The sequence below is a fragment of the Streptomyces sp. NPDC047869 genome, assembly GCF_040704065.1.
In the GTDB taxonomy this organism is placed as follows: Bacteria; Actinomycetota; Actinomycetes; order Streptomycetales; family Streptomycetaceae; genus Streptomyces.
Genome location: NZ_JBEYRK010000016.1, coordinates 156604 through 178151 on the forward strand (window position 1 = coordinate 156604; position 21548 = coordinate 178151).

General features: G+C 71.6%; 18 protein-coding genes and 1 pseudogene. 10 read left to right on the plus strand and 9 right to left on the minus strand.

What is annotated here, in order from left to right; genetic code table 11:
* Positions 1-16: 16 nt before the first annotated feature.
* The 3 genes from AB0924_RS21920 to AB0924_RS21930 all read right to left on the minus strand — a co-directional run bounded on the left by AB0924_RS21920 (position 17) and on the right by AB0924_RS21930 (position 2558).
* Positions 17-1123 (minus strand): amidohydrolase family protein, encoded by a 1107-nt coding sequence (locus AB0924_RS21920; RefSeq protein WP_358931667.1) that lies wholly within the window; start codon positions 1121-1123, stop codon positions 17-19.
* 100 nt (positions 1124-1223) lie between these two features.
* Positions 1224-1556: a hypothetical protein gene (locus AB0924_RS21925; protein ID WP_358931665.1), complete on the minus strand. Its 333-nt coding sequence runs from the start codon at positions 1554-1556 to the stop codon at positions 1224-1226.
* Positions 1557-1625: 69 nt separating this feature from the next.
* Positions 1626-2558, minus strand: a complete 933-nt coding sequence (locus AB0924_RS21930) for a heme o synthase (RefSeq protein WP_358931957.1) — start codon at positions 2556-2558, stop codon at positions 1626-1628.
* Between the two features lie 435 nt (positions 2559-2993).
* On the opposite strand from AB0924_RS21930, the gene tkt reads away from it, so the two are divergent.
* The 7 genes from tkt to AB0924_RS21965 all read left to right on the plus strand — a co-directional run bounded on the left by tkt (position 2994) and on the right by AB0924_RS21965 (position 10762).
* Positions 2994-5081 (plus strand): transketolase, encoded by a 2088-nt coding sequence (tkt, locus tag AB0924_RS21935; RefSeq protein WP_358931663.1) that lies wholly within the window; start codon positions 2994-2996, stop codon positions 5079-5081.
* Positions 5082-5114: 33 nt separating this feature from the next.
* Complete coding sequence (tal, locus tag AB0924_RS21940; RefSeq protein ID WP_366912237.1) at positions 5115-6233, plus strand: transaldolase; 1119 nt, start codon at positions 5115-5117, stop codon at positions 6231-6233.
* A 10-nt stretch (positions 6234-6243) separates the two neighbouring features.
* On the plus strand, positions 6244-7773 hold the full coding sequence (gene zwf, locus AB0924_RS21945; RefSeq protein ID WP_358931955.1) for a glucose-6-phosphate dehydrogenase: 1530 nt from the start codon (positions 6244-6246) through the stop codon (positions 7771-7773).
* Positions 7770-8813 (plus strand): glucose-6-phosphate dehydrogenase assembly protein OpcA, encoded by a 1044-nt coding sequence (gene opcA / locus AB0924_RS21950; protein ID WP_366912238.1) that lies wholly within the window; start codon positions 7770-7772, stop codon positions 8811-8813. Before zwf ends, opcA begins: the two co-directional genes overlap by 4 nt.
* Complete coding sequence (pgl, locus tag AB0924_RS21955) at positions 8810-9592, plus strand: 6-phosphogluconolactonase (RefSeq protein WP_358931657.1); 783 nt, start codon at positions 8810-8812, stop codon at positions 9590-9592. The genes opcA and pgl overlap by 4 nt, the downstream gene beginning before the upstream one ends.
* Positions 9593-9779: 187 nt before the next feature.
* Entirely contained in the window at positions 9780-10277 is a 498-nt protein-coding gene (locus AB0924_RS21960; protein WP_358931655.1) for a lamin tail domain-containing protein, read from the plus strand.
* Positions 10278-10288: 11 nt separating this feature from the next.
* Positions 10289-10762 carry a hypothetical protein gene (locus AB0924_RS21965; protein ID WP_358931654.1) on the plus strand — a complete coding sequence of 158 codons (474 nt, stop codon included), beginning with the start codon at positions 10289-10291 and terminating at the stop codon, positions 10760-10762.
* A gap of 54 nt (positions 10763-10816) precedes the next feature.
* Here AB0924_RS21965 and AB0924_RS21970 read toward each other — a convergent pair whose 3' ends face one another.
* The 5 genes from AB0924_RS21970 to AB0924_RS21990 form a co-directional block, all read right to left on the minus strand.
* Positions 10817-11656, minus strand: coding sequence for a carbohydrate ABC transporter permease (locus AB0924_RS21970; protein WP_358931653.1), 840 nt, complete (start codon positions 11654-11656; stop codon positions 10817-10819).
* Positions 11653-13011 (minus strand): ABC transporter permease subunit, encoded by a 1359-nt coding sequence (locus AB0924_RS21975; RefSeq protein WP_358931651.1) that lies wholly within the window; start codon positions 13009-13011, stop codon positions 11653-11655. Before AB0924_RS21975 ends, AB0924_RS21970 begins: the two co-directional genes overlap by 4 nt.
* 8 nt (positions 13012-13019) lie before the next feature.
* Positions 13020-14345, minus strand: a complete 1326-nt coding sequence (locus AB0924_RS21980) for an ABC transporter substrate-binding protein (RefSeq protein ID WP_366912240.1) — start codon at positions 14343-14345, stop codon at positions 13020-13022.
* A 51-nt stretch (positions 14346-14396) separates the two neighbouring features.
* Positions 14397-16058, minus strand: a complete 1662-nt coding sequence (locus AB0924_RS21985) for a glycoside hydrolase family 13 protein (protein WP_358931647.1) — start codon at positions 16056-16058, stop codon at positions 14397-14399.
* A 142-nt stretch (positions 16059-16200) separates the two neighbouring features.
* Entirely contained in the window at positions 16201-17472 is a 1272-nt protein-coding gene (locus tag AB0924_RS21990; protein WP_358931645.1) for an ABC transporter substrate-binding protein, read from the minus strand.
* Between the two features lie 129 nt (positions 17473-17601).
* On the opposite strand from AB0924_RS21990, the gene AB0924_RS21995 reads away from it, so the two are divergent.
* From AB0924_RS21995 to AB0924_RS22005, 3 genes are all read left to right on the plus strand, one after another.
* Entirely contained in the window at positions 17602-18117 is a 516-nt protein-coding gene (locus AB0924_RS21995; protein WP_358931643.1) for a PadR family transcriptional regulator, read from the plus strand.
* A complete protein-coding gene (locus AB0924_RS22000; protein ID WP_358931641.1) occupies positions 18114-18863 on the plus strand; it encodes an ABC transporter ATP-binding protein in 750 nt (249 codons plus the stop codon). The genes AB0924_RS21995 and AB0924_RS22000 overlap by 4 nt, the downstream gene beginning before the upstream one ends.
* 146 nt (positions 18864-19009) lie before the next feature.
* Positions 19010-21292: an FtsX-like permease family protein gene (locus tag AB0924_RS22005; RefSeq protein ID WP_366912241.1), complete on the plus strand. Its 2283-nt coding sequence runs from the start codon at positions 19010-19012 to the stop codon at positions 21290-21292.
* A 61-nt stretch (positions 21293-21353) separates the two neighbouring features.
* Here AB0924_RS22005 and AB0924_RS22010 read toward each other — a convergent pair.
* Positions 21354-21548, minus strand: a pseudogene (locus tag AB0924_RS22010) (glucose-6-phosphate isomerase); the annotation flags it as partial.

Consider the following 21548-nt stretch of genomic DNA (forward strand, 5'->3'; position numbering starts at 1 on the left):
CGCCGCCGCACACCCCTCAGTCCAGCGCGTAGACCCGCCGCGCGTTGTCCGCCGCGACCATCCGGGCCACCCGCTGGGCGTCGTCCGGGGACCAGGCGTCCTCGGCGACCCAGGCGCCCAGCACCCGGCCCAGGGCCTCACGGAACAGCAGGGCGCCGACGACATGCAGCTCGGGCAGGCCGTGGGCGCCGCTGGAGAAGAGGATCTTGCCGAAGGGTGCCAGTTCGAGGATCTCGGCGAGGACCGTGACCGCGCGGGCGCCGGTGCGCACCAGGGCCGCGCCGGAGTCGGCGTACACGTGCGGGAAGACTCCGGCGAGGTGGGCGGCGTGGCGGTGGTACGGGTAGCCGTGCAGCAGGATCAGATCGGTGCCGAGCCCGGCCGTGGCGCGCACGAAGTCGGTGAGCAGCACCGGGTCGGTGCGGTCGATGCGGGAGCCGGGCTCGCCGAGCCCGGCGTGGAGCTGGAGGGGCCGGCCCGAGGCGACCGCGATCCACAGCAGGTGCCGCAGCAGCACCGGGTCGGTCAGCGCCCCGCCCACCCGCCGCCCGGCCAGCCAGCGGCCCGCCGCGCCCCGCACCTCGCCCGGGCCCGGCGGCTCGGGGGCGAGGGCCAGACCGTGCCGGAGACCGGCGACGGAGGTGAAGGCGACCGCCTCGGCGGCGGCCCCGTGCACCGACTCGGCGAGGTTGGCGAGGAAGCACTCGACGGTGCCCGAGGTGTCCGCGACCTGTTCGGCGAGGAGTTCCAGGCGGACGATCTCGTGGGCCTCGGCGTCGCCCGCGGACGCCAGCTCCGCCGGGCCCGTGAGGTCGCCGGGCAGACCGGTGTCGACCAGGTAGGTGGTGATCCCGCTGCCCCGCAGCAGCCGGCGGCCCGCCTCCAGCACGCCCAGTTCCCGGCGCCGGGCCAGATACCGGGCGGGCGGGCAGTGCGGCTCCAGGCCGAGCAGGGGCGGGCACCAGCGGCGCACGGCGAAGCCGGTCTGGGTGTCGAAGAGGGTGGTGCCCGGTGCGGGCGGTCCCTCGGTGCGCGTGAGCCGGGCCTCGAAGGTGCCGAGGCCCAGCTCGGTGCGCAGCACGCCGTGGCAGTACTGGTCCACGAGGGACGGCGTTTCGATCATGCGGGCTCCCCGGGGAGGCGCTGCGCTTCTTGCAGGGCCTAACGGGTGAACCCGGGATCCGGTGCTGCCTCGGCGTCCTTCGAACTGGAGGCCGCAGGCGTCAGCCGTTGCCGGGGCCGCCCACCTGGATGCCCGCCATCCGGCTCCACTCGTAGCGGCCGGTCGTCACCTTCGCCGCGAAGTCGCCGTCGAAGGACTCGTGGACGGTGATGCCGGCCTTCTCGACGGCCTGCTCGGCGATGGCGGTGCTGGGCGCCACCAGGTCGCCCCAGCCGCCGTCCGCGCCGACGAGCACGATGCGGGCGCCGCGCTCGCCGATGTGGGCCACCTGGCCCTCGGCGCCGCCGTGGGCCTTGGAGAAGGCCCCGATCTGCCGGGCCAGCTTCGCCGCCCTGCGCTCGTTCTTGGGGTCAACCTGCTGCGTGTCTGCCATGGACAGGATGCTACTCACGGGTAGATCGACTGGCGAGAGCAGGGCCCTGTGACGTACGCCCGGCGCGGGTCAGCGCAGGAACGGGTCGACGGCGACCGCGACGAAGAGGATGGAGACGTAGGTGATGGACCAGTGGAACAGCCGCATCTCCTTGAGCTTCACGCCCGTCACCTCGGCCTTCGCCCGGTTCTGCAGTCCGTGCGCCTCCCACAGCCAGAAGCCGCCGGCCGCGAGGGCCACCGCCGTGTAGAACCAGCCGGTGTAGCCGAGCGGGGTGAGCAGCAGGGAGACGGCGACCATCACCCAGCTGTAGATGACGATCTGCCGGGCGACCACCTTGTTGGAGGCGATGACCGGGAGCATCGGCACGCCCACGCGGGCGTAGTCCTCCCTGACCTTCATGGACAGCGGCCAGTAGTGCGGCGGCGTCCAGAAGAACATGACGAGGAAGAGGACGACCGGCGCCCAGGACATCGAGTTCGTCACCGACGACCAGCCGATCAGCACCGGCAGGCAGCCGGCGATGCCGCCCCAGACGATGTTCTGGGAGGTGCGCCGCTTGAGGATCATCGTGTAGACGACGACGTAGAAGAGGAGCGCTCCGAGTGACAGCCAGGCGGACAGCCAGTTGACGGTGAGCCCGAACAGCAGCGTCGAGACGACGGCCAGGGTGATGCCGAAGACCAGGCATTCGAGCGGGCTGACCATGCCGGTCACCAGCGGTCGCTGCGAGGTGCGGTCCATCAGGGCGTCGATGTCCCGGTCGATGTACATGTTCAGCGCGTTGGCGCCGCCCGCCGAGAGGTAGCCGCCGACGCAGGTGAGCAGCACCAGCTTCAGGTCGGGCACCCCCTGCTGGGCGAGGAACATCACCGGAACGGTGGTGATGAGCAGCAGCTCGATGATCCGCGGCTTGGTCAGCGCCACGAACGCCTTGACACGGGCCCCGAACGGCCGGTGAACCGGGCTTTGGCTCGCATCGCGAACCACACCCTCCCCCAGTGCCTTAACGGCCTGGGAGGTGCCCCCAGGACGGGATTCGACGGCCGTCACGCACACCCCTGACAGAGACTCCCAGCGAGCCTCCCCTCGTGAAGGTCGGGTAAGGGCTCGCGCGTACCACGCCACTTTAGACGTTGCCCAGACCCCGGCTTTCGCGGGGGTGGGGTCGTGTTGGCCGACCGCGCGTCCGAGGTGCGGTGGGGCTCGATTGAGCAGTCGGATGAGCGGCTTCGTATTCATCTGCCAAATGCGCTGTCGGCCAGTCGGGAGGCGGATGTCCAAGAGTCCCGGCAGTCTGTAATGACTCGAAAAAACGCACGTCCTTACGGGGGTAGGCTCGAGGCGGCCGGTGGGCAGGCAGTGCGCACCGGCGGCCGGGAGGGGGCACGCCCCCAGGGCCGGCGACCGACATGTGGAGAGGAGCCCTGACCCAGGGTGAGCACCAAGCCGACCACCACAGACCTTGAGTGGACCGAGCTGGACCAGCGGGCCGTGGACACCGCCCGGATCCTGGCCGCCGACGCCGTACAGAAGGTCGGCAACGGCCATCCCGGTACGGCGATGAGCCTGGCCCCGGCCGCGTACACCCTCTTCCAGAAGGTGATGCGCCACGACCCGGCCGACCCGGAGTGGGTCGGCCGCGACCGCTTCGTGCTGTCCGCCGGCCACTCGTCCCTGACCCTCTACACGCAGCTCTACCTGGCCGGCTTCGGCCTGGAGCTGGAGGACCTGGAGTCCTTCCGTACCTGGGGCTCGAAGACCCCGGGCCACCCGGAGTACGGGCACACCAAGGGCGTGGAGACCACGACCGGTCCGCTGGGCCAGGGTGTGGCCAACGCGGTGGGCATGGCGATGGCCGCCCGCTACGAGCGCGGTCTGTTCGACCCGGAGGCCGCGCCGGGCGAGTCGCCCTTCGACCACTTCATCTACTGCATCGCCGGTGACGGCTGCCTCCAGGAGGGCATCTCCGCCGAGGCGTCCTCGCTGGCCGGCCACCAGAAGCTCGGCAACCTGATCCTGCTGTGGGACGACAACCACATCTCGATCGAGGGTGACACCGAGACCGCCGTCTCCGAGGACACCGCCAAGCGGTACGAGGCCTACGGCTGGCACGTGCAGCGGGTCGCCCCGAAGCCGGACGGCGACCTCGACCCGCACGCGCTCTACGACGCCATCGAGGCCGCGAAGCAGGTCAGGGACAGGCCGTCGTTCATCGCGATGCGCTCGATCATCGCCTGGCCGGCCCCGAACGCGCAGAACACCGAGGCCGCCCACGGCTCGGCGCTCGGCGAGGACGAGGTCGCGGCCACCAAGCGCGTCCTGGGCTTCGACCCGGAGCGGAGCTTCGAGGTCGCGGACGAGGTCCTCGCGCACACCCGCAAGGCGCTGGAGCGCGGCGCGCAGGCGAAGGCCGAGTGGGAGAAGTCGCTGCAGGAGTGGCGGGACGGCAACACCGAGCGCGCCGCCGACTTCGACCGCATCAGCAAGGGCGAGCTGCCGGCCGGCTGGGAGGAGAAGCTCCCGGTCTTCGAGCCGGGCAAGGGCATCGCGACGCGTGCCGCGTCCGGCAAGGTGCTGCAGGCCCTCGGCGCGGTGATCCCGGAGCTGTGGGGCGGCTCCGCCGACCTCGCCGGGTCGAACAACACCACCATCGACAAGGACAGCTCCTTCCTTCCGGCGGACAACCCGCTGCCGGAGGCGAACCCGTACGGCCGCACGATCCACTTCGGCATCCGCGAGCACGCCATGGCCGCGGAGATGAACGGCATCACCCTGCACGGCAACACCCGCGTCTACGGCGGCACCTTCCTGGTGTTCTCCGACTACATGCGCAACGCGGTGCGTCTGTCGGCCCTGATGCACCTGCCGGTGACGTACATCTGGACGCACGACTCCATCGGCCTCGGCGAGGACGGCCCGACCCACCAGCCGGTCGAGCACCTGGCCTCGCTGCGCGCGATCCCGGGCCTGAACGTCGTCCGCCCGGCGGACGCCAACGAGACCGCGATCGCCTGGCGCGAGATCCTGGGGCGCTACACCAAGGAGTTCGGCAAGGGCCGGCCGCACGGTCTGGTGCTGACCCGGCAGGGCGTGCCGATCTACGAGCCCAACGACGATGCCGCGCGCGGCGGTTACGTCCTGATGGAGGCCGACGGCGGCGAGCCGCAGGTCGTCCTGATCGCCACCGGTTCCGAGGTGCACGTGGCCGTCGAGGCCCGCGAGCAGCTGCAGGCCGAGGGCGTGCCCACGCGGGTCGTGTCCATGCCGTCCGTGGAGTGGTTCGAGGAGCAGGACCAGGGGTACCGGGACTCCGTGCTGCCGCCGTCCGTGAAGGCCCGTGTCGCCGTGGAGGCGGGCATCGGCCTGACCTGGCACAAGTACGTCGGGGACGCCGGCCGCATCGTTTCGCTGGAGCACTTCGGTGCTTCCGCCGACGGCAAGGTGCTCTTCCGCGAGTTCGGCTTCACCGCCGAGAACGTGGCCGCCAAGGCCCGGGAATCCCTGGCCGCCGCCCAGCGCTGACGCTCATATACGACACGTAGGAGATGTAATTCCATGACAGACGCACTGAAGCGCCTCTCCGAGGAGGGCGTGGCGATCTGGCTGGACGACCTGTCGCGCAAGCGGATCACGTCCGGCAACCTCGCCGAGCTGATCGACCAGCAGCACGTCGTGGGCGTCACCACCAACCCGACGATCTTCCAGAAGGCGATCTCGCAGGGTGACGGCTACGACCAGCAGCTTGCGGACCTCGCCGCCCGCAAGGTCACCGTCGAAGAGGCCATCCGCATGATCACCACGGCGGACGTCCGCGACGCGGCCGACATCCTGCACCCGGTCTTCGACGCCACGAACGGCCAGGACGGACGGGTCTCCATCGAGGTCGACCCGCGCCTGGCGCACAACACCAGGGCGACCGTCGCCGAGGCCAAGCAGCTCGCCTGGCTGGTGGACCGCCCCAACACGCTGATCAAGATCCCGGCCACCGAGGCGGGTCTGCCGGCGATCGCCGAGACGATCGGCAACGGCATCAGCGTGAACGTCACGCTGATCTTCTCGCTGGAGCGCTACCGCAAGGTCATGGACGCGTACCTCTCCGGCCTGGAGACGGCCAAGGAGCGCGGCCTGGACCTGTCGAAGATCCACTCCGTGGCGTCGTTCTTCGTGTCCCGCGTGGACACCGAGATCGACAAGCGCCTGGACGCCATCGGCACCGACGAGGCCAAGGCGCTGCGCGGCAAGGCCGCCATCGCCAACGCCCGGCTCGCCTACCAGGCGTACGAGGAGGTGTTCAGCTCCGATCGCTGGAGCGCGCTGGAGAACGCCGGCGCCAACCGGCAGCGTCCGCTGTGGGCGTCGACCGGTGTGAAGGACCCGGCGTACCCGGACACGATGTACGTCACCGAGCTGGTCGCGCCGAACACGGTCAACACCATGCCGGAGGCCACGCTGCAGGCCGTCGAGGACCATGGCGAGATCCGTGGCGACACCGTCACCGGCACCTACGAGCAGGCGCGCGCCGACCTGGACGCGCTGGAGCGGCTCGGGATCTCGTACGACGACGTCGTACGGGTGCTGGAGGACGAAGGCGTCGACAAGTTCGAGGCGTCCTGGAACGACCTGCTGAAGTCGACCCAGGCGGAGCTCGAGCGCCTCGCCCCCTCGGAGGGCTGAGTTGTCACGCATTCCCGGTTCCGGGGCGAACCCGCTTCGTGACCCCGCCGACCGACGGCTCCCGCGCATCGCGGGGCCGTCGGGCCTGGTGATCTTCGGCGTCACGGGCGACCTGTCCCGCAAGAAGCTGATGCCCGCGGTGTACGACCTCGCCAACCGGGGTCTGCTGCCGCCGGGCTTCTCGCTGGTCGGCTTCGCCCGGCGCGAGTGGGCGAACGAGGACTTCGCCGCCGAGGTCCACGACGCCGTCAAGGAGCACTCCCGGACCCCTTTCCGTGAGGAGGTCTGGCAGCAGCTCATCCAGGGGATGCGTTTCGTCCAGGGCACCTTCGACGACGACGACGCCTTCGACCGGCTGCGCGGCACCATCGAGGAGCTGGACAAGGCGCAGGGGACGGGGGGCAACTTCGCCTTCTACCTGTCGGTGCCGCCGCGTTCCTTCCCGGTGGTCATCCAGCAGCTCAAGAAGCACGGTCTGACCGACCAGTCCTCGGGTTCCTGGCGGCGCGCGGTCATCGAGAAGCCGTTCGGCCACGACCTGAAGTCGGCCGAGGAGCTGAACAAGGTCGTGCACGACGTGTTCGAGCCGGACCAGGTGTTCCGGATCGACCACTACCTCGGCAAGGAGACCGTCCAGAACATCCTGGCGCTGCGCTTCGCCAACACGATGTTCGAGCCGATCTGGAACCGGTCCTTCGTGGACCACGTGCAGATCACCATGGCCGAGGACATCGGCGTCGGCGGTCGCGCCGGCTACTACGACGGCATCGGCGCCGCCCGTGACGTCATCCAGAACCACCTGCTGCAGCTCATGGCCCTCACGGCCATGGAGGAGCCCGCCTCCTTCGACGCGGACGCGCTGGCGGCGGAGAAGACCAAGGTGCTCGGTGCCGTGCGGCTGCCGAAGGACCTGGGCCGCAGCACCGTGCGCGGGCAGTACGCGGCGGGCTGGCAGGGCGGCGAGAAGGTCATCGGGTACCTCGAAGAGGACGGCATCGACGCCAAGTCGAAGACCGACACCTTCGCCGCGATCAAGCTGGGCATAGACAACCGCCGCTGGGCGGGCGTCCCCTTCTACCTGCGCACCGGCAAGCGCCTGGGCCGGAGGGTCACCGAGATCGCGGTGGTCTTCCAGCGGGCCCCGCACTCCCCCTTCGACCACACGGCGACGGAGGAGCTGGGCTCGAACGCGGTCGTCATCCGGGTGCAGCCGGACGAGGGCATCACGGTCCGCTTCGGCTCCAAGGTGCCGGGCACCTCGATGGAGATCCGGGACGTGTCCATGGACTTCGCCTACGGCGAGTCGTTCACGGAGTCCAGCCCGGAGGCGTACGAGCGGCTCATCCTGGACGTGCTGCTGGGCGACGCCAACCTGTTCCCGCGCACGGAGGAGGTCGAGCTGTCCTGGAAGATCCTCGACCCGATCGAGGAGTACTGGGACCGGCACGGCAGGCCCGCGCAGTACAAGTCGGGCACCTGGGGGCCCGTCGAGGCGGACGAGATGCTGGCACGAGACGGACGGAGCTGGCGCCGGCCATGAAGATTGACCTGACCGGCACCACCGCCGGTGCGATCAACAAGGCGCTCGTCCGGGGCCGCCGTGCCATCGGCACCCCCGCCGTCGGCATGGTGCTGACCCTGGTCATCGTCACCGACGAGGAGAACGCCTACGACGCTCTGAAAGCCGCCAACGACGCCTCGCGCGAGCACCCCTCGCGCACGCTGGTGGTCATCAAGCGGGTCTCCCGCTCCCCGCGCGACCGCACGTCCTCGCGGCTCGACGCCGAGGTGCGGGTGGGCGTGGAGGCGGGCACCGGCGAGACGGTCGTCCTGCGGCTGTACGGCGAGGTTTCCGAACAGGCCGACTCGGTGGTGCTGCCGCTGCTGCTGCCCGACGCCCCGGTGGTCGTCTGGTGGCCGGTGAACGCGCCGCTTGACCCGGCGGGCGACCCGCTGGGCGCGCTGGCCCAGCGCCGGGTGACCGACACCTATGCCGCCGAGCAGCCGGTGCGGGAGCTGTCCGCCCGCGCCGGGACCTACGCCCCGGGCGACACCGATCTGTCCTGGACCCGGATCACGCCGTGGCGCTCGATGCTCGCGGCGGCCCTGGACCAGGTGGTGTGCGAGGTGAAGGCGGTCGAGGTGGAGGGCGAGGAGTTCAACCCGAGCTGTGAGCTGCTGGCGATGTGGCTCGCGGACCGGCTGGACGTTCCCGTCCGGCGTTCCCTGTCCGCGGGGCCGGGGCTGACGGCCGTGCGGATGGACACCAGCGAGGGTCCGATCACCCTGGACCGGGCGGACGGCTCGCTGGCCACCCTGTCCATCGAGGGTCAGCCGCCCCGCGCGGTGGCGCTGAAGCGGCGGGACACCGCCGAGCTGATCGCGGAGGAGCTGCGGCGGCTCGACCCGGACGACACCTACGCCTCGGCGCTGGCGTACGGCGTGGAGCGGCTGAACACCGTGCCGGAGCCCGCGGCGGAGCCGGCCGCGGTCGGCGAACCGGTGGAGGGGGCCGCCAAGGCGCCCGCGAAGAAGGCGGCCGCCAAGAAGGCCCCGGCGAAGAAGGCGGCGGCGAAGTGAGCACTCCGCAGCTGGTCGTGCACCACGACAAGGAACTGATGGCGCAGGCCGCCGCGGCCCGCCTGATCACCCGGATCGTGGACGCGCAGGCCTCCCGGGGCAGCGCGTCCGTGGTCCTCACCGGCGGCCGCAACGGCAACGGCCTGCTGGCCGCGCTGGCGGCGCAACCGGCCCGGGACGCCATCGACTGGGGCCGCCTGGACCTGTGGTGGGGCGACGAACGCTATCTGCCCGAGGGCGATCCGGAGCGCAATGTCACGCAGGCCCGCGAGGCGCTGCTGGACGCGGTACCGCTGGACCCGGAGCGCGTGCACGCCATGCCCGCGTCCGACGGCCCCTACGGTACGGACGTGGAGGCGGCGGCGGAGGCCTACGCGGCGGAACTTGCCAAGGCGGCCGGACCGGAGAACCACGGCCCGGTACCGACCTTCGACGTGCTGATGCTGGGCGTCGGACCGGACACCCATGTGGCTTCGCTGTTCCCGGAGTCGCCCGCGGTCCGCGAGACGGAGCGCACGGTGGTCGGCGTGCACGGCGCGCCCAAGCCGCCGCCGACCCGGATCTCGCTGACCCTCCCCGCGATCCGCTCGGCCCGCGAGGTCTGGCTGCTCGCGGCCGGCGAGGACAAGGCCCAGGCCGTGGCCATCGCCCTGTCGGGCGCGGGCGAGGTACAGGCGCCGGCGGCGGGCGCCCGCGGACGCTCGCGGACACTGTGGCTCCTGGACTCGGCGGCGGCCTCGCGGTTGCCGCGGTCGCTGTATCCACCGGCGTCACCGTGAGGCTCGTCCTTCCGTGACGGACGGGGGCGGCAGGGAGAATTCAACTCCCCGCCGCCCCCTTCACGTTGCCGCTCGATGACTCCCCCTCAGTCGGGTTCTTCACACTTCCCCCACCAGGCGTACATGTACCCATCATCTTTTGTGTAAGCTCCTGGCCGCATCACTCGCACGATTGAGGGGGGACCTCATGCGTATACGTTTCGCGCTGGCCGCAACCGTCACGGCCGGAGCGGTCGCCGTCACCGTCGCGGCGCCGGCCCAGGCCGCCGAGTACTCCTCCGCCCTGAAGATCAAGGGCGTCCAGTACGACGCTCCGGGGCGGGACTCCAACAGCTGCACCTCGGGCAACACCAAGAGCGAGTACGTGACGATCAAGAACTACTCGCGCACCGCGACCGTGAACCTCAAGGGTTACGTGGTCAGGGACAGCACCAGCAGCAACAAGTTCGTCTTCTCCAAGAACCACTACCTCGAGCCCGGCGACTACGTGAAGCTGCGCGGGGGCCACGGCACCGACTCGGACGCCAACAACGTCGTCTACCGCCAGAACTGCAACTTCATCTGGAACAACGACAAGGACACCATCCGCCTGTACAAGTCCTCCGGCGCCCACGCGGACACCCACGCCTACACCAAGTCCGCCAACGACCGTGACGGCAACGGCTACATCACCTTCCACGGGTGAGAGCGCGTCACATGACGGACCCAGAACCGGCCGGCATACGGCCGCACCGGCGCAAGCGGCTGTGGGCCGCCTGCGTCGCCCTCCTCGCCGCCGGCGCGGTGGGCTGCGGGTCCACGAACGACACGGCGGCCGGATCCTCCACGCCGGCGCCCCGGCCCACGGTCACCGTGTCCGTGACCGCGACGGTCACCGAGACCGCCGAGCCGGAGCCCGCTCCGACGGTCACGAAGACGCGGACCGTCCGCAAGCCGGGGCCCACGGTCACCGTGACCAAGCGCGCCGCCGGCACCACCGGCACCTCCGGCTCGTCCGGCAGTGTCAGCAGCGGCGGCGGCACCTGCTCCATCACGTCCAACGCGGGCAACTGCTACGCGGCGGGCCAGTTCTGCCGTAACAGCGACCACGGAGCGACGACCACCACCGCGGGCGGTACGCGAATCAGGTGTTCCTACAGCGGGAGCGCCTGGCGCTGGACGTACGCCTGACGACGGAGGCGGCCGGTCTTCACCGGCCGCCTCCGTCGTCCCCGTCAGGTGGGGTCACTTGACCGAGCCCGCCATCACGCCCTGGACGAAGTGGCGCTGGAAGGCGAAGAAGACGATCACGGGGACTATCAGGGAGAGGAAGGCGCCCGGGGCCAGGACGTCGATGTTGCTGCCGAACTGGCGTATCTGGGACTGGAGTTGCACGGTCAGGGGCTGGGAGGAGCTGTCGGCGAAGAGCAGCGCGACCAGCATGTCGTTCCAGACCCACAGGAACTGGAAGATGGCGAGCGAGGCGATGGCGGGGCGCCCCACCGGCAGGACCAGGCGGGTGAAGATGCGCCACTCGCTGCCGCCGTCCATCCGCGCCGCCTCCAGCATCTCCTTCGGCATCTCCGCGAAGTAGTTGCGCAGGAGGAACACCGCGAAGGGCAGGCCGTAGGCGACGTGGAAGAGGACCACGCCGGGGATCGTGCCGAACAGGCCGAGCTGGCCGAAGAGTTTGGCCACGGGCAGCAGGCCGATCTGCACCGGCACCACCAGCAGGGCCACCACCAGCAGGAACAGCGGTTCGCGCAGCGGGAAGTCCAGCCAGGCGAAGGCGTATCCGGCGAGGGCCGCGATGACGACGACCAGGACGGTCGTCGGCACCGAGATCAGCACGGTGTTCCAGAAGGCCTGGGTGATGCCGGCGTTCTTCAGCAGCGCCGAGTAGTTGTCGAAGGAGAGCTGCCCCGGACTGGCCAGCGCCGTCCACCAGCCGCCCTTCGCCGTGTCCTGGGCCGAGCGCAGGGAGGACAGGAACAGTCCGGCGAGCGGGGTCACCCAGACCAGGCCGATCACCACGAGGAACGCCTGGACCAGGCCGTTGCCCAGGCCGCGCCTGACCGCGTTCATCGCTGACTCCTTCGGAAGCGGCGGACGTTGAAGACCATCGCGGGGATCACCAGCAGGAGCAGCAGCACACCGAGGGCGCTACCGAGCCCCTGGTTGTTGCCGCCGCCGAACGACACGAGCCACATCTGGGTCGCGAGCACGGTGGCGTCCTCCTGCACCGGTCCCGGCGCGATGATGTAGACGAGGTCGAACACCTTCATCACGTTGATCACGAGGGTGACGAAGACGACCGTCAGCACGGGGGCGAGCAGCGGCACGGTGATGCGGCGGAAGATCTGCCACTCGTTCGCGCCGTCCATCCGCGCCGCCTCCAGCGCGTCCCGGGGCAGGCTCGACAGGCCCGCGCCGATCAGCACCATCGCGAAGCCCGTCCAGATCCACAGATAGGCGCCGATGATCGCCGGGGTGACGAGCGTCGGGCCGAGCCAGGAGACTCCCTGGTAGGGCGGCGCGAAGTTGGACGCGGGCAGCTTGACCGTGTACGAGCCCGCACGGAGTCCGGTGAAGCGGAAGGAGCCGTCGGAGGAGGACGTGGTGCTCGCGACCGTCCTGCCGTCGCGCAGCGCCTCGACCTTCATGCCGGGCAGGCCGCTCTCCTTCGGGTCGACCCGGCCCTGCTTCCCTCCGCCGCCGGGCGTGAAGTCCAGGTAGACGACGCCGCGCAGGTCACCGGCGGCGGCCGCGCGCCGCGCCGCCGGCCGGGCGGGCGCGGCGTCCCGCGGCAGGTCCCCCGGCAGCACGCCGACCATGGGCAGCGTGACCGAGTCGCCCGGGGAGACGGCCGCGTGGCTGAGGTAGGACCCGTCGCGGCCCTGGTCCAGCAGTCCCTCGCGGCCCCGTGCCGTCGGATACGACGAGGTGCCCTTGAAGGCGTCGTGCACGGAGACCACGGCGGCGTCGAGGACGCCCTTGTCCGGGTCCTCGTCGTAGGCGAGCCGGAAGATGATGCCGGCGGCGAGGAAGGAGACCGCCATCGGCATGAACAGCAGCAGCTTGAACGCCGTGGCCCAGCGCACCTTCTCGACCAGGACGGCCAGGATCAGGCCGAGGCCGGTGAGCAGGGCCGGGGCGACGACCACCCAGATGGTGGTGTTGCGGATGGCCTTCAGCGTCGCCGGGTCGCGGAACATCTCGGCGTAGTTGCCGCCGCCGACGAACCGGGTGCCGGAGGCGTCGAAGAAGCTGCGGCCGACGGAGAACAGCACCGGGTAGACGACGAGCGCGCCGAGCAGGAGCAGGGCGGGGAAGACGAAGAGCAGGGCGACGGTCCGGGCGCGCCGCCGGCCGCGGCGCCCCCGCGCCGCGCCGGCGGCAGGCGGGGCCGCCTCCTTGGACACGAGTGTGGTGGCGGTCATCGGTCCGGTCAGTCCTGGTAGGCCTTGGCCGCGGCGGCCTCGAGCTTCGCCGCGGTCCCCTTCGGGTCGGACGGGTCGCGCAGGAAGTCCTGCAGGAGCTTCCACTCGCCGGTGCCCTTGGTGCCGCCGAAGGCCGCCGGCGCCTGGTCGGACATGTCGAAGCGGACCGAGTCACCGGCGCCGACGAGGGACTTGGCGGTGGCACGGGTGACATCGTCGCCGTAGGAGGCGAGGTCGAGCTTCTTGTTCGGGGACAGGAAGCCGCCCGCCTTCGCCCACACGGCCGCCGCCTCGGGGGTCGCCAGGTACTCCAGGAGCTTCATCCCGGCCTTCGCGTTCTTGCCGTCCTTGAGGACGACGGCCGCGTCGCCGCCGCTGACCACCGGTGCCTCGCCGCCGCCGACCGCCGGGAACGGGAAGAAGTCGGCGTCCTTGCCGATGGTCCGCTGGAACTGGTCGTGGGCGACGCCGGCGACGAAGTCGCCCTCGTAGACCAGGCCGGCCTGCGGCTTGGGTCCGAACACCTTCTCCACCGAGCCGGGGAAGTCGGTGTTGAGGGCGCCCTTCTGGCCGCCCGCGATGAGCTGCTTGTCCTTGAACAGCTTGCCGAGGGTGCCGAGCGCCTGGACGACGGAGGCGTCCGTCCACTTCAGCTTGTGCGTGGCGAGGGCGTCGTACTTCTCGGGGCCGGCCTGGGAGAGGTAGATGTTCTCGAACCAGTCGGTGAGGGTCCAGCCGTCCTGCCCGGCGACGGCGAAGGCTGCGAGCCCGGAGTCGGAGACGGTGTGACCGGCCTTGAGCATCTCGTCGTACGTCTTCGGCGGCTTCACTCCCGCCTGGGCGAGGGCGTCGGGGCTGTACCAGACGGTCGACTTGTGGGCGGCCTTGAAGTAGAGGCCGTAGAGCGTGCCGTCGACGCTGCCGTACTTCTTCCACACGGGTGCGTAGCCGGCGTCCACGGACTTGCCCGTGGTGGCGGACAGCGGCTTCAGCCAGCCCTTCTTCGCGAACTGCTGGAGCACGCCGACCTGCGGGACCATCACCACGTCGGGCGCGTTGCCGCCCTCGATCTTGCTGCCGACGACCGTGGAGACGTTGTCGCCGGTGGAGACGAACTGGGTCTTGGCGCCGGTCTTCGCGGTGAAGGCGTCCAGCACCTTCTGGAAGTTCTTCTGTTCGCTGCCGGACCAGACACCGGCCACGGTGACCGTCTGGCCGCTGAGTGCCTTGTCGCCGCCGCCGGCCGAGACGGGGCCGCCGCCGCAGGCGGTCGCGCCGAGCGCCAGGGCGAGGGCGGTGCAGCCGGCGAGCAGGGTGGTACGTCGTCGCATCATCTTTGATGTCCCTTCGAAGGGTGGGAGTTGACGTGGAGCGGGGAGGAGAGGTCAGAGGTCGGTGAGCCACCAGGCGGCCGTCGAGCCGGGCAGCACCCCGGCCGGGCAGGGCCCACTGGACAGCAGGGGGGTGCCGGCGGCCGGTGCGGGCGTGGGAGAGGTGGTGAAGTTGACGGCGCAGACCAGGCCGTCGCCGCGGACGAAGCCGAGGACGCCGGGCGGGGTGTCCAGCCAGCGCAGCGTGCCCTCGCCCAGCTGGGGCAGTGAGGAACGCAGTTGCAGGCCGTCGCGGTACAGGTGCCAGAAGGAGCGGGTGTCGGCGAGGGCGCGGTCGGTGGCGAACTCGGCGAAGTACTCCGGCTGCGGCAGCCAGGGCTTGGCGCTCTGAGCGCCGGAGGTGAAGCCGAACGGGGAGGCCTGCCCGGACCACGGCAGGGGCACCCGGCAGCCGTCGCGGATGCGGGCCCGGCTTCCGGTGCGGTGGAAGATCGGGTCGGTGAGCACGTCGTCGGGCAGGTCGACGACCTCGGGCAGGCCCAGTTCCTCGCCCTGGTAGATGTACGCGGCTCCGGGCAGGGCCAGCATCAGCAGCGCGGCGGCGCGGGCGCGGGCGGGGCCGAGGCCGCTGCCGCCGGTGGCGGGTTCGCCGTAGCGGGTGACGGTGCGCACCTGGTCGTGGTTGTTGAGGACCCAGGTGACGGTCGAGCCGGTGCCGGCGATGTCCTGCATGGCCTCGGAGACGACCTTGCGGAAGGCGTCGGCGTCCCAGGGGGCGCCGAGCAGGTCGAAGAAGAAGGCCTGGTGGAGCTCGTCGGGGCGGACGTACTTGGCGTGTTCGCGGGCGGTGGGCACGGAGACCTCGCCGACCAGCAGGCGCTCGCGGCCGTCGCGGGCGGTGTACTCCTCGCAGGTGGCCCGCCACCGCCGCCACACGTCGTGCACCTCGGGCTGGTTCCAGGCCAGCGGGTTGACCGAGTCGCGGGTGCGGGCGTCGGCCTCCGGGTCTTCGGAGTCGGGCAGTCCGGGGTGCTTGAACAGCCCGGCGGCGACGTCGATGCGGAAGCCGTCCACGCCGCGGTCGAGCCAGAACCGCAGGGTCCGGTCGAACTCCGCGGGTATCTCCGGGTTCCGCCAGTTCCAGTCGGGCTGTTCGGGCGTGAACATGTGCAGGTACCACTGGCCGGGCCGGCCGTCCGCCTCGGTGACCCGGGTCCAGGCCGGGCCGCCGAACATGGCGTGCCAGTTGTTGGGCGGTTCGGCGCCGTCGGGGCCGCGCCCGTCGGCGAAGTGGAAGCGGGCACGGGCCGGGCTGCCGGGCGGGGAGGCCAGCGCCTCACGGAACCACGGGTGCTCGCTGGAGCAGTGGTTGGGGACGATGTCCAGCAGGATCCTGGTCCCGAGCCGCCGGGCTGCCGCCATCAGCAGGTCGAACTCGGCGAGGTCGCCGAAGAGCGGGTCGACGTCGCGGTAGTCGGCGACGTCGTAGCCGTGGTCGTGCTGGGGCGAGGGGTAGAACGGGCTCAGCCAGATCCCGTCGACGCCGAGCTTCTTCAGGTACGGCAGTCCGGCGCGCACGCCGGCCAGATCGCCGATGCCGTCGCCGGTGCTGTCGAGGAAGCTGCGGACGTAGACCTGGTAGATCACCGCGTCACGCCACCAATGATGCCTGTTCAACCCTGGGGCCTGTCTCTGTGAAGGGCAGCAGTTATGCATGCATGTTAGGTAGGCGTGTCGCGAGGGTGTCAATGAAAAGAACGGAGGATACTGGAGAGTTGAGTGCGCAAACAGGGATCTATTGGGGCATCCTGAACGCAGTTGAGATGTCAGCGTTACTTAACAAGTAACTAGGAGAGGGTTATCGGTCGGCGACGGCGTCGAGTTCGCGCGCCAGCCGGCGCACCGCGGCCGAGGGCGTCTGCCGCCCGGTCAGCGCGTCGTGCACGACGGCCTGGACCACCAGGCTGACCTGGTCGTAGTGCGGACTCGTGGGGCGCGGCTCGGCCGACATGACGGCGGCGCGCAGGGTCGGCAGATAGGGGAACCGCGCGATCAGGTCCGGATCGTCGTAGAGGGCGGCGCGCACGGGCGGCAGCGCGCCCCGCGTCAGCACCTGGCGCTGGACGCGCTCGCTCGTGAGGTAGGCGATCAGGCGGGCGGCCGAATCGGGGTGCCGGGCATGGGTGTTGACGGCCAGGTTGGATCCGCCGAGGACGCTCTTGCCCGGTCCGTCGGGTCCGGGCAGCGGTACCGCGCCGACCCGGCCGGCGACCTTGGAACCCCGGGCCGAGGCGGCCGCGTAGGCATAGGGCCAGTTGCGCAGGAAGAGCAGCCGGCCGTCCCGGAAGGCCTCCTTGGACTCCTCCTCCTTGTACGTCAGCGCCGCCTTGGGGATCCAGCCCTCGCGCAGGCCGCGGGCGAGGAAGCCGATGCCCTCGCGGGCCGCGTCGGAGTCCACGGTGACACGGGCGCCCTCGTCACCGAGGATGGTGCCGCCCGCCGAGTAGACCGCCTCGGCCGCGTTGACCGTGAGGCCCTCGTAGGGCAGGAACTGGCCCGCGTAGCCGTCAAGACCGTACCTCGGCGCGATGGTCCTCGCGTCGCGCTCCAGCTCGGCCCAGGTGCGCGGCGGCGGCACCCCGGCCTTGGCGAGGACGTCCTTGCGGTACAGCAGCAGCCCGGCGTTGGTGACGTACGGGACGGCGTACAGCCGCCCGTCGTACCGGGCGGTTCTCACCACCGGCTTCAGGAAGCTGCGGAGCGGGAAGCGGTCGCCGGGCAGCGGTCGGATCCAGCCTGCCGCTGCGAACTCGGCCGTCCAGTTGACGTCGATGTTGAGGACGTCGAACCGGCCCCGGTCACCGCCGCGCAGATCGGTGGTCATCTGCGCGTACGTCTCGTCGGCGGAGTCCGGCAGTTCGACGAGGGTCACCTTCTCGCCGGGGTGGGTCCGGTTCCAGCCCCGCAGGAGCGGGCCGAGGTAGCTGGTCAGGTCACCGGCGGTGGCCAGGGTGAGCGGTCCGCGCCCGCCGGTACCGGTTTCGCCGGCGCGGGCGCCGGAGGCCACGTACCCGGAGAGGACAACGGCGAGAACGAGGAGCCCCCTACCGGCGGCGCGCATCCACCGCATAGGTTCCTCCCTGAACACGTACACCCGGCTCCGGGCACCCTCGCCCGGGAGTCAGAGGCCATGTATACCTGTTAGGTATGGGCGATACTAGGGCCTGGAGCACATTCGCGGACTAGGAGGAGAGCACGAGTGCGCCTGCCCCTCCTGGCACTCCTCGCGCGCGGCCCCGCCCATGGTTACGAGCTGAAGCAGGGCCTTGAGCAACTGCTGGGCTCCGCGTACCCTCAGCCGAACGTCGGCCAGATCTACGTGACCCTCGGCCGCCTCGAGAAGTCGGGACTGATCGAGGGCGAGGACGTCGAGCAGTCGAGCCGGCCCAACAAGAAGGTCTACCACCTCACCGACGCCGGGCGGGAGGCGCTGCACGCCTGGTTCGAGGAGACCGAGGACGAGCCGCGGGTACGGGACGAGTTCTTCATGAAGCTCGCGCTGGCCCCGCAGACCGGTCTCGCCGACCAGATCGCACTCATCAACAGGCAGCGGCGCCAGTACCTCAACACCATGCGCGATCTGTCGAAACTGGCCGCGGCCGAGAGCCGGGACAACCGAATCGCCCAGCTGCTCATCGAGGGCGCGATGCTGCATCTGCAGGCCGACCTCGACTGGCTGGAGCGGTGCCAGGAGGAACTGGAGGAACTGGAGTGAACGACGGCTCCGTTCCGCTGCTGCGCGCCGAGGGACTGGTGAAGACCCACCACGGCGAGGGCGCGCCCGCGCATGCCGTGCGCGGGGTCGGCCTGAGCGTGGCGCGCGGCGAGTTCGTGGCGATCACAGGGCCGTCCGGAGCCGGCAAGTCCACGCTGCTGCACCTGCTCGGCGGGCTGCAGCGGCCGGACGAGGGGAGCATCTGGCTCGACGGCCGGTGCACGGACTCGTTCAGCGAGGCGCGCTGGGCGGTGGAGCGCCGCAAGGCCATCGGGATCGTCTTCCAGTTCTTCAACCTGGTGTCGAACCTGTCGGTCGCGGACAACGTCGAGCTGCCCGCCCTGCTCGCCGGCGTGCCCCCGAAGCGGGCCCGGGCCGAGCGCGAGGAACTCCTCGCCGAGCTGGGTCTCGCGGGCAAGGAGCGCAGCATGCCCGGCGAGCTGTCCGGCGGTGAGCAGCAGCGGGTCGCGCTCGCCCGCGCGCTGGTCAACCATCCGCCGCTGCTGCTGGCCGACGAGCCCGCCGGCAGTCTGGACAGCAAGGGCACCCGCGAGGTGATGCGGCTGCTGTCCCGCTTCCACGGACGCGGGCAGAGCATCGTCCTGGTCACCCACGACGCCCGGCTGGCCAGCGCCGCCGACCGCGTGATCAGCTTCTTCGACGGCCGGATCGCCGACGACGCCGTCCTGGACGGCGCCCCGCCCCGGAAGCCGGGGACGGCGGGCGTGCTGGAGCTGAGGGACTGATGACGCACGGACGAACGGTGCACCGACTGACGGCGCGCGGCCGGGCGGCGCACGGAGTGACAGTGCACGGACCGATGACGCGGCGACCGGCGGCGCACGCGCTGACGGCGCGCCGGCCGTCCGGCCGCGGGACCGGGGACTGATTCGTGCGAGCCACCCTGCGCTGGGCCCACTCCGATCTGCGCACGCACCGCGGCGAGGCGCTGTTCATCACGCTGGCCACCGCCGGCATCGTCGCCTCCCTGCTGCTGGCCGCCGCCCTGTTCGGCTACGCCACCAATCCCTGGCAGCGGACCTTTACCCAGGCCCACGGGGCCCACGTGTGGATCCACACCGCTCCCTCGGCGGACGCCCGCAAGCTCGCCCGGCTGGACGGTGTCGAGTCCGTCGCCGGCCCCTACCCCACGGAGTCCGCCACGGTCGCCGGCCGCGGCACACGGGCCGCGGTGGAGCTGCGCGGCACCGGGCGGCTGCCCCCGGTCGGCCGCCCGGTGCTCACCGCCGGCCACTGGCTGGCCCCCGGGCGGCCGGACGGCGTGGTCCTGGAGAGCCGGCTGGCCCGGGCGCTGCTGGCCGAGCCCGGCGACACCCTCACGCTGCCCGGCACCGCGCGGACACTCACCGTGGCCGGCATCGCGGACAGCGCCGAGCCCGGCTACAGCCCGGGTTCCCAGCCCGGCCTGGTCTGGGCGCTGCCCTCCGCCGTGCGCGCCCCCGGCGGTCAGGTGACCGGGCTGCGCCTCGGCGACCCGGCCGACACGGACTACGTGGTGCAGCGCGCCGTCACCCTGCTGGGCGCGGGCGCGGTCGGCGAGGTCTCCACCTGGCAGCAGGCGCGGGCCGCGGCACAGGGCGAGAACCGCCTGCTCGGCCAGGTGCTCGGCCTCTTCGGACTGGGCGCGCTGGCGGCCGCGGGGTTCGCCGTGCACGGCGCGATCGGCACCCGCATCCGCGGCCATCTGCGGGACATCTCGGTGCTGAAGGCGATCGGCTTCACGCCCGGGCAGGTGGTGCGGGTCTTCCTGTTGCAGCACCTGGCGTACGCGGCGCTCGGCGCGGTGGCCGCCGCGGCGCTCACCGAGGGGTGCGGCAGCCGGGTCCCGGGGCGGCTCGGCGACGCGGTGGGCGTGTGGCAGACCCTGCCGGGGCACACCGTGGCCCTGTCCGCCGTGCCCGTGGGCGCGGTGCTGTTCATCGGCCTGACGACGGGGCTCGCGGCCTGGCGGGCGGGCCGGGTGCCGCCGGTGCCGGTGCCGCGTCCGTCCGCTCCGGCGGGCAGCCGGCTGACCGGTCTGGCGCGCGGTGCCCTGGGGCTGCGGCTGCCGGCGGCACTCGTGCTCGGCTGTCACAAGGCGTTCGCGGGCCGCGGCCGGTCGCTGGCCGGAGTGGCCCGGCTGACGCTGCCGCTGACGCTGATCGTGGTGGCGCTCAGCGCCTGGACGACCATCGACCGGTTCCACAGCAGCCCGGAGCGGGTGGGTCTGCCGGCCGCGCTGGCGGTCCGCTCGGACGGCGCCCTGGGCGACGCGCGGGTACGGGCGGTGCTGGCGGCCGACCACCGAGTGGTCACCGCATATCCGGGGGTCGAGGTGGCCGCGCTGGTCCCCGGGCAGACCGGGACGATCGCCCTGCGCGGCCTCGGCACCGACGACCGGCCCTATCCGTACGCGCTCGCCGAGGGCCGGGCCGCGCGCGGCCCGGACGAGGCGGTGGCCGGTCAGGGGCTGCTCGACCTGTTGCACGTCCGGGTCGGTGACTGGGTGCGGATGACGGTGGGCGAGCGGCCGCAGATCCTGCACATCGTGGGCCGCAGCCTCGAACCGCAGAACGCCGGCCGGGTCGTGACGACCTCCGTGGACACCCTGCGCGAGAACGACCCCGCCCTGTCCCCCGCGTTCTACCAGCTCAGGCTGCGCCCCGGCGCCGATCCGCAGCGGGTCGCGGCCGCCCTCGCCGCGGCCGGGCACGGCCACCTGGACGTGGCTGCCGTGCCGAACCCGGCCGACGGCCTGTCCCCGCTGCGCGCGGTCGTCGCCGGGCTGGTCGCGGTACTCGCCCTCATCGGTCTGGTCGAGTTGCTCACCGCGATCGGCGGCAGCGTCCGGGAGGGCGAGCGGGACGTGCTGGCCCTGCGGGCGATCGGCATGTCACCGCGGCAGATCGGCGCGATCACCGTCACCACGACGACCTGTACGGCGCTGGCGGCGGCGGTCGCCGGTACGGCGCTGGGGCTGCCACTGGCGCACCGGCTGATCGACGCCCAGGGCGACTCCAGCGGCATCGGTGCCGGGATCGCCCAGTCGCCCCCGCCCGGACTGCTGCTCGCGCTGGGCGCGGGCGCCGTGCTGGGGGCCGCCGCCCTCACCGCGCTGCCCGCCGCGCGGGCGGCACGCAGGCGGCAGGCGGACACGCTGAGCGCGGTGGCCTGAGCACCGGGAGCCGGTACGCCGGGCCGAAGGCGCCCGCCTCCGGCCCGGCGTACCGCACGGGTCAGCTACGGCCGCGCAGCTCCCGGTACTTGGCGACGAGCGCCCGGGTGGAGGCGTCCAGGCCGGGGACCTCCGCGCCCTCGGTCAGGGCCGGTTCGACCCGCTTGGCGAGGACCTTGCCCAGCTCCACGCCCCACTGGTCGAAGGAGTCGATGTTCCACACCGCGCCCTGCACGAACACCTTGTGCTCGTAGAG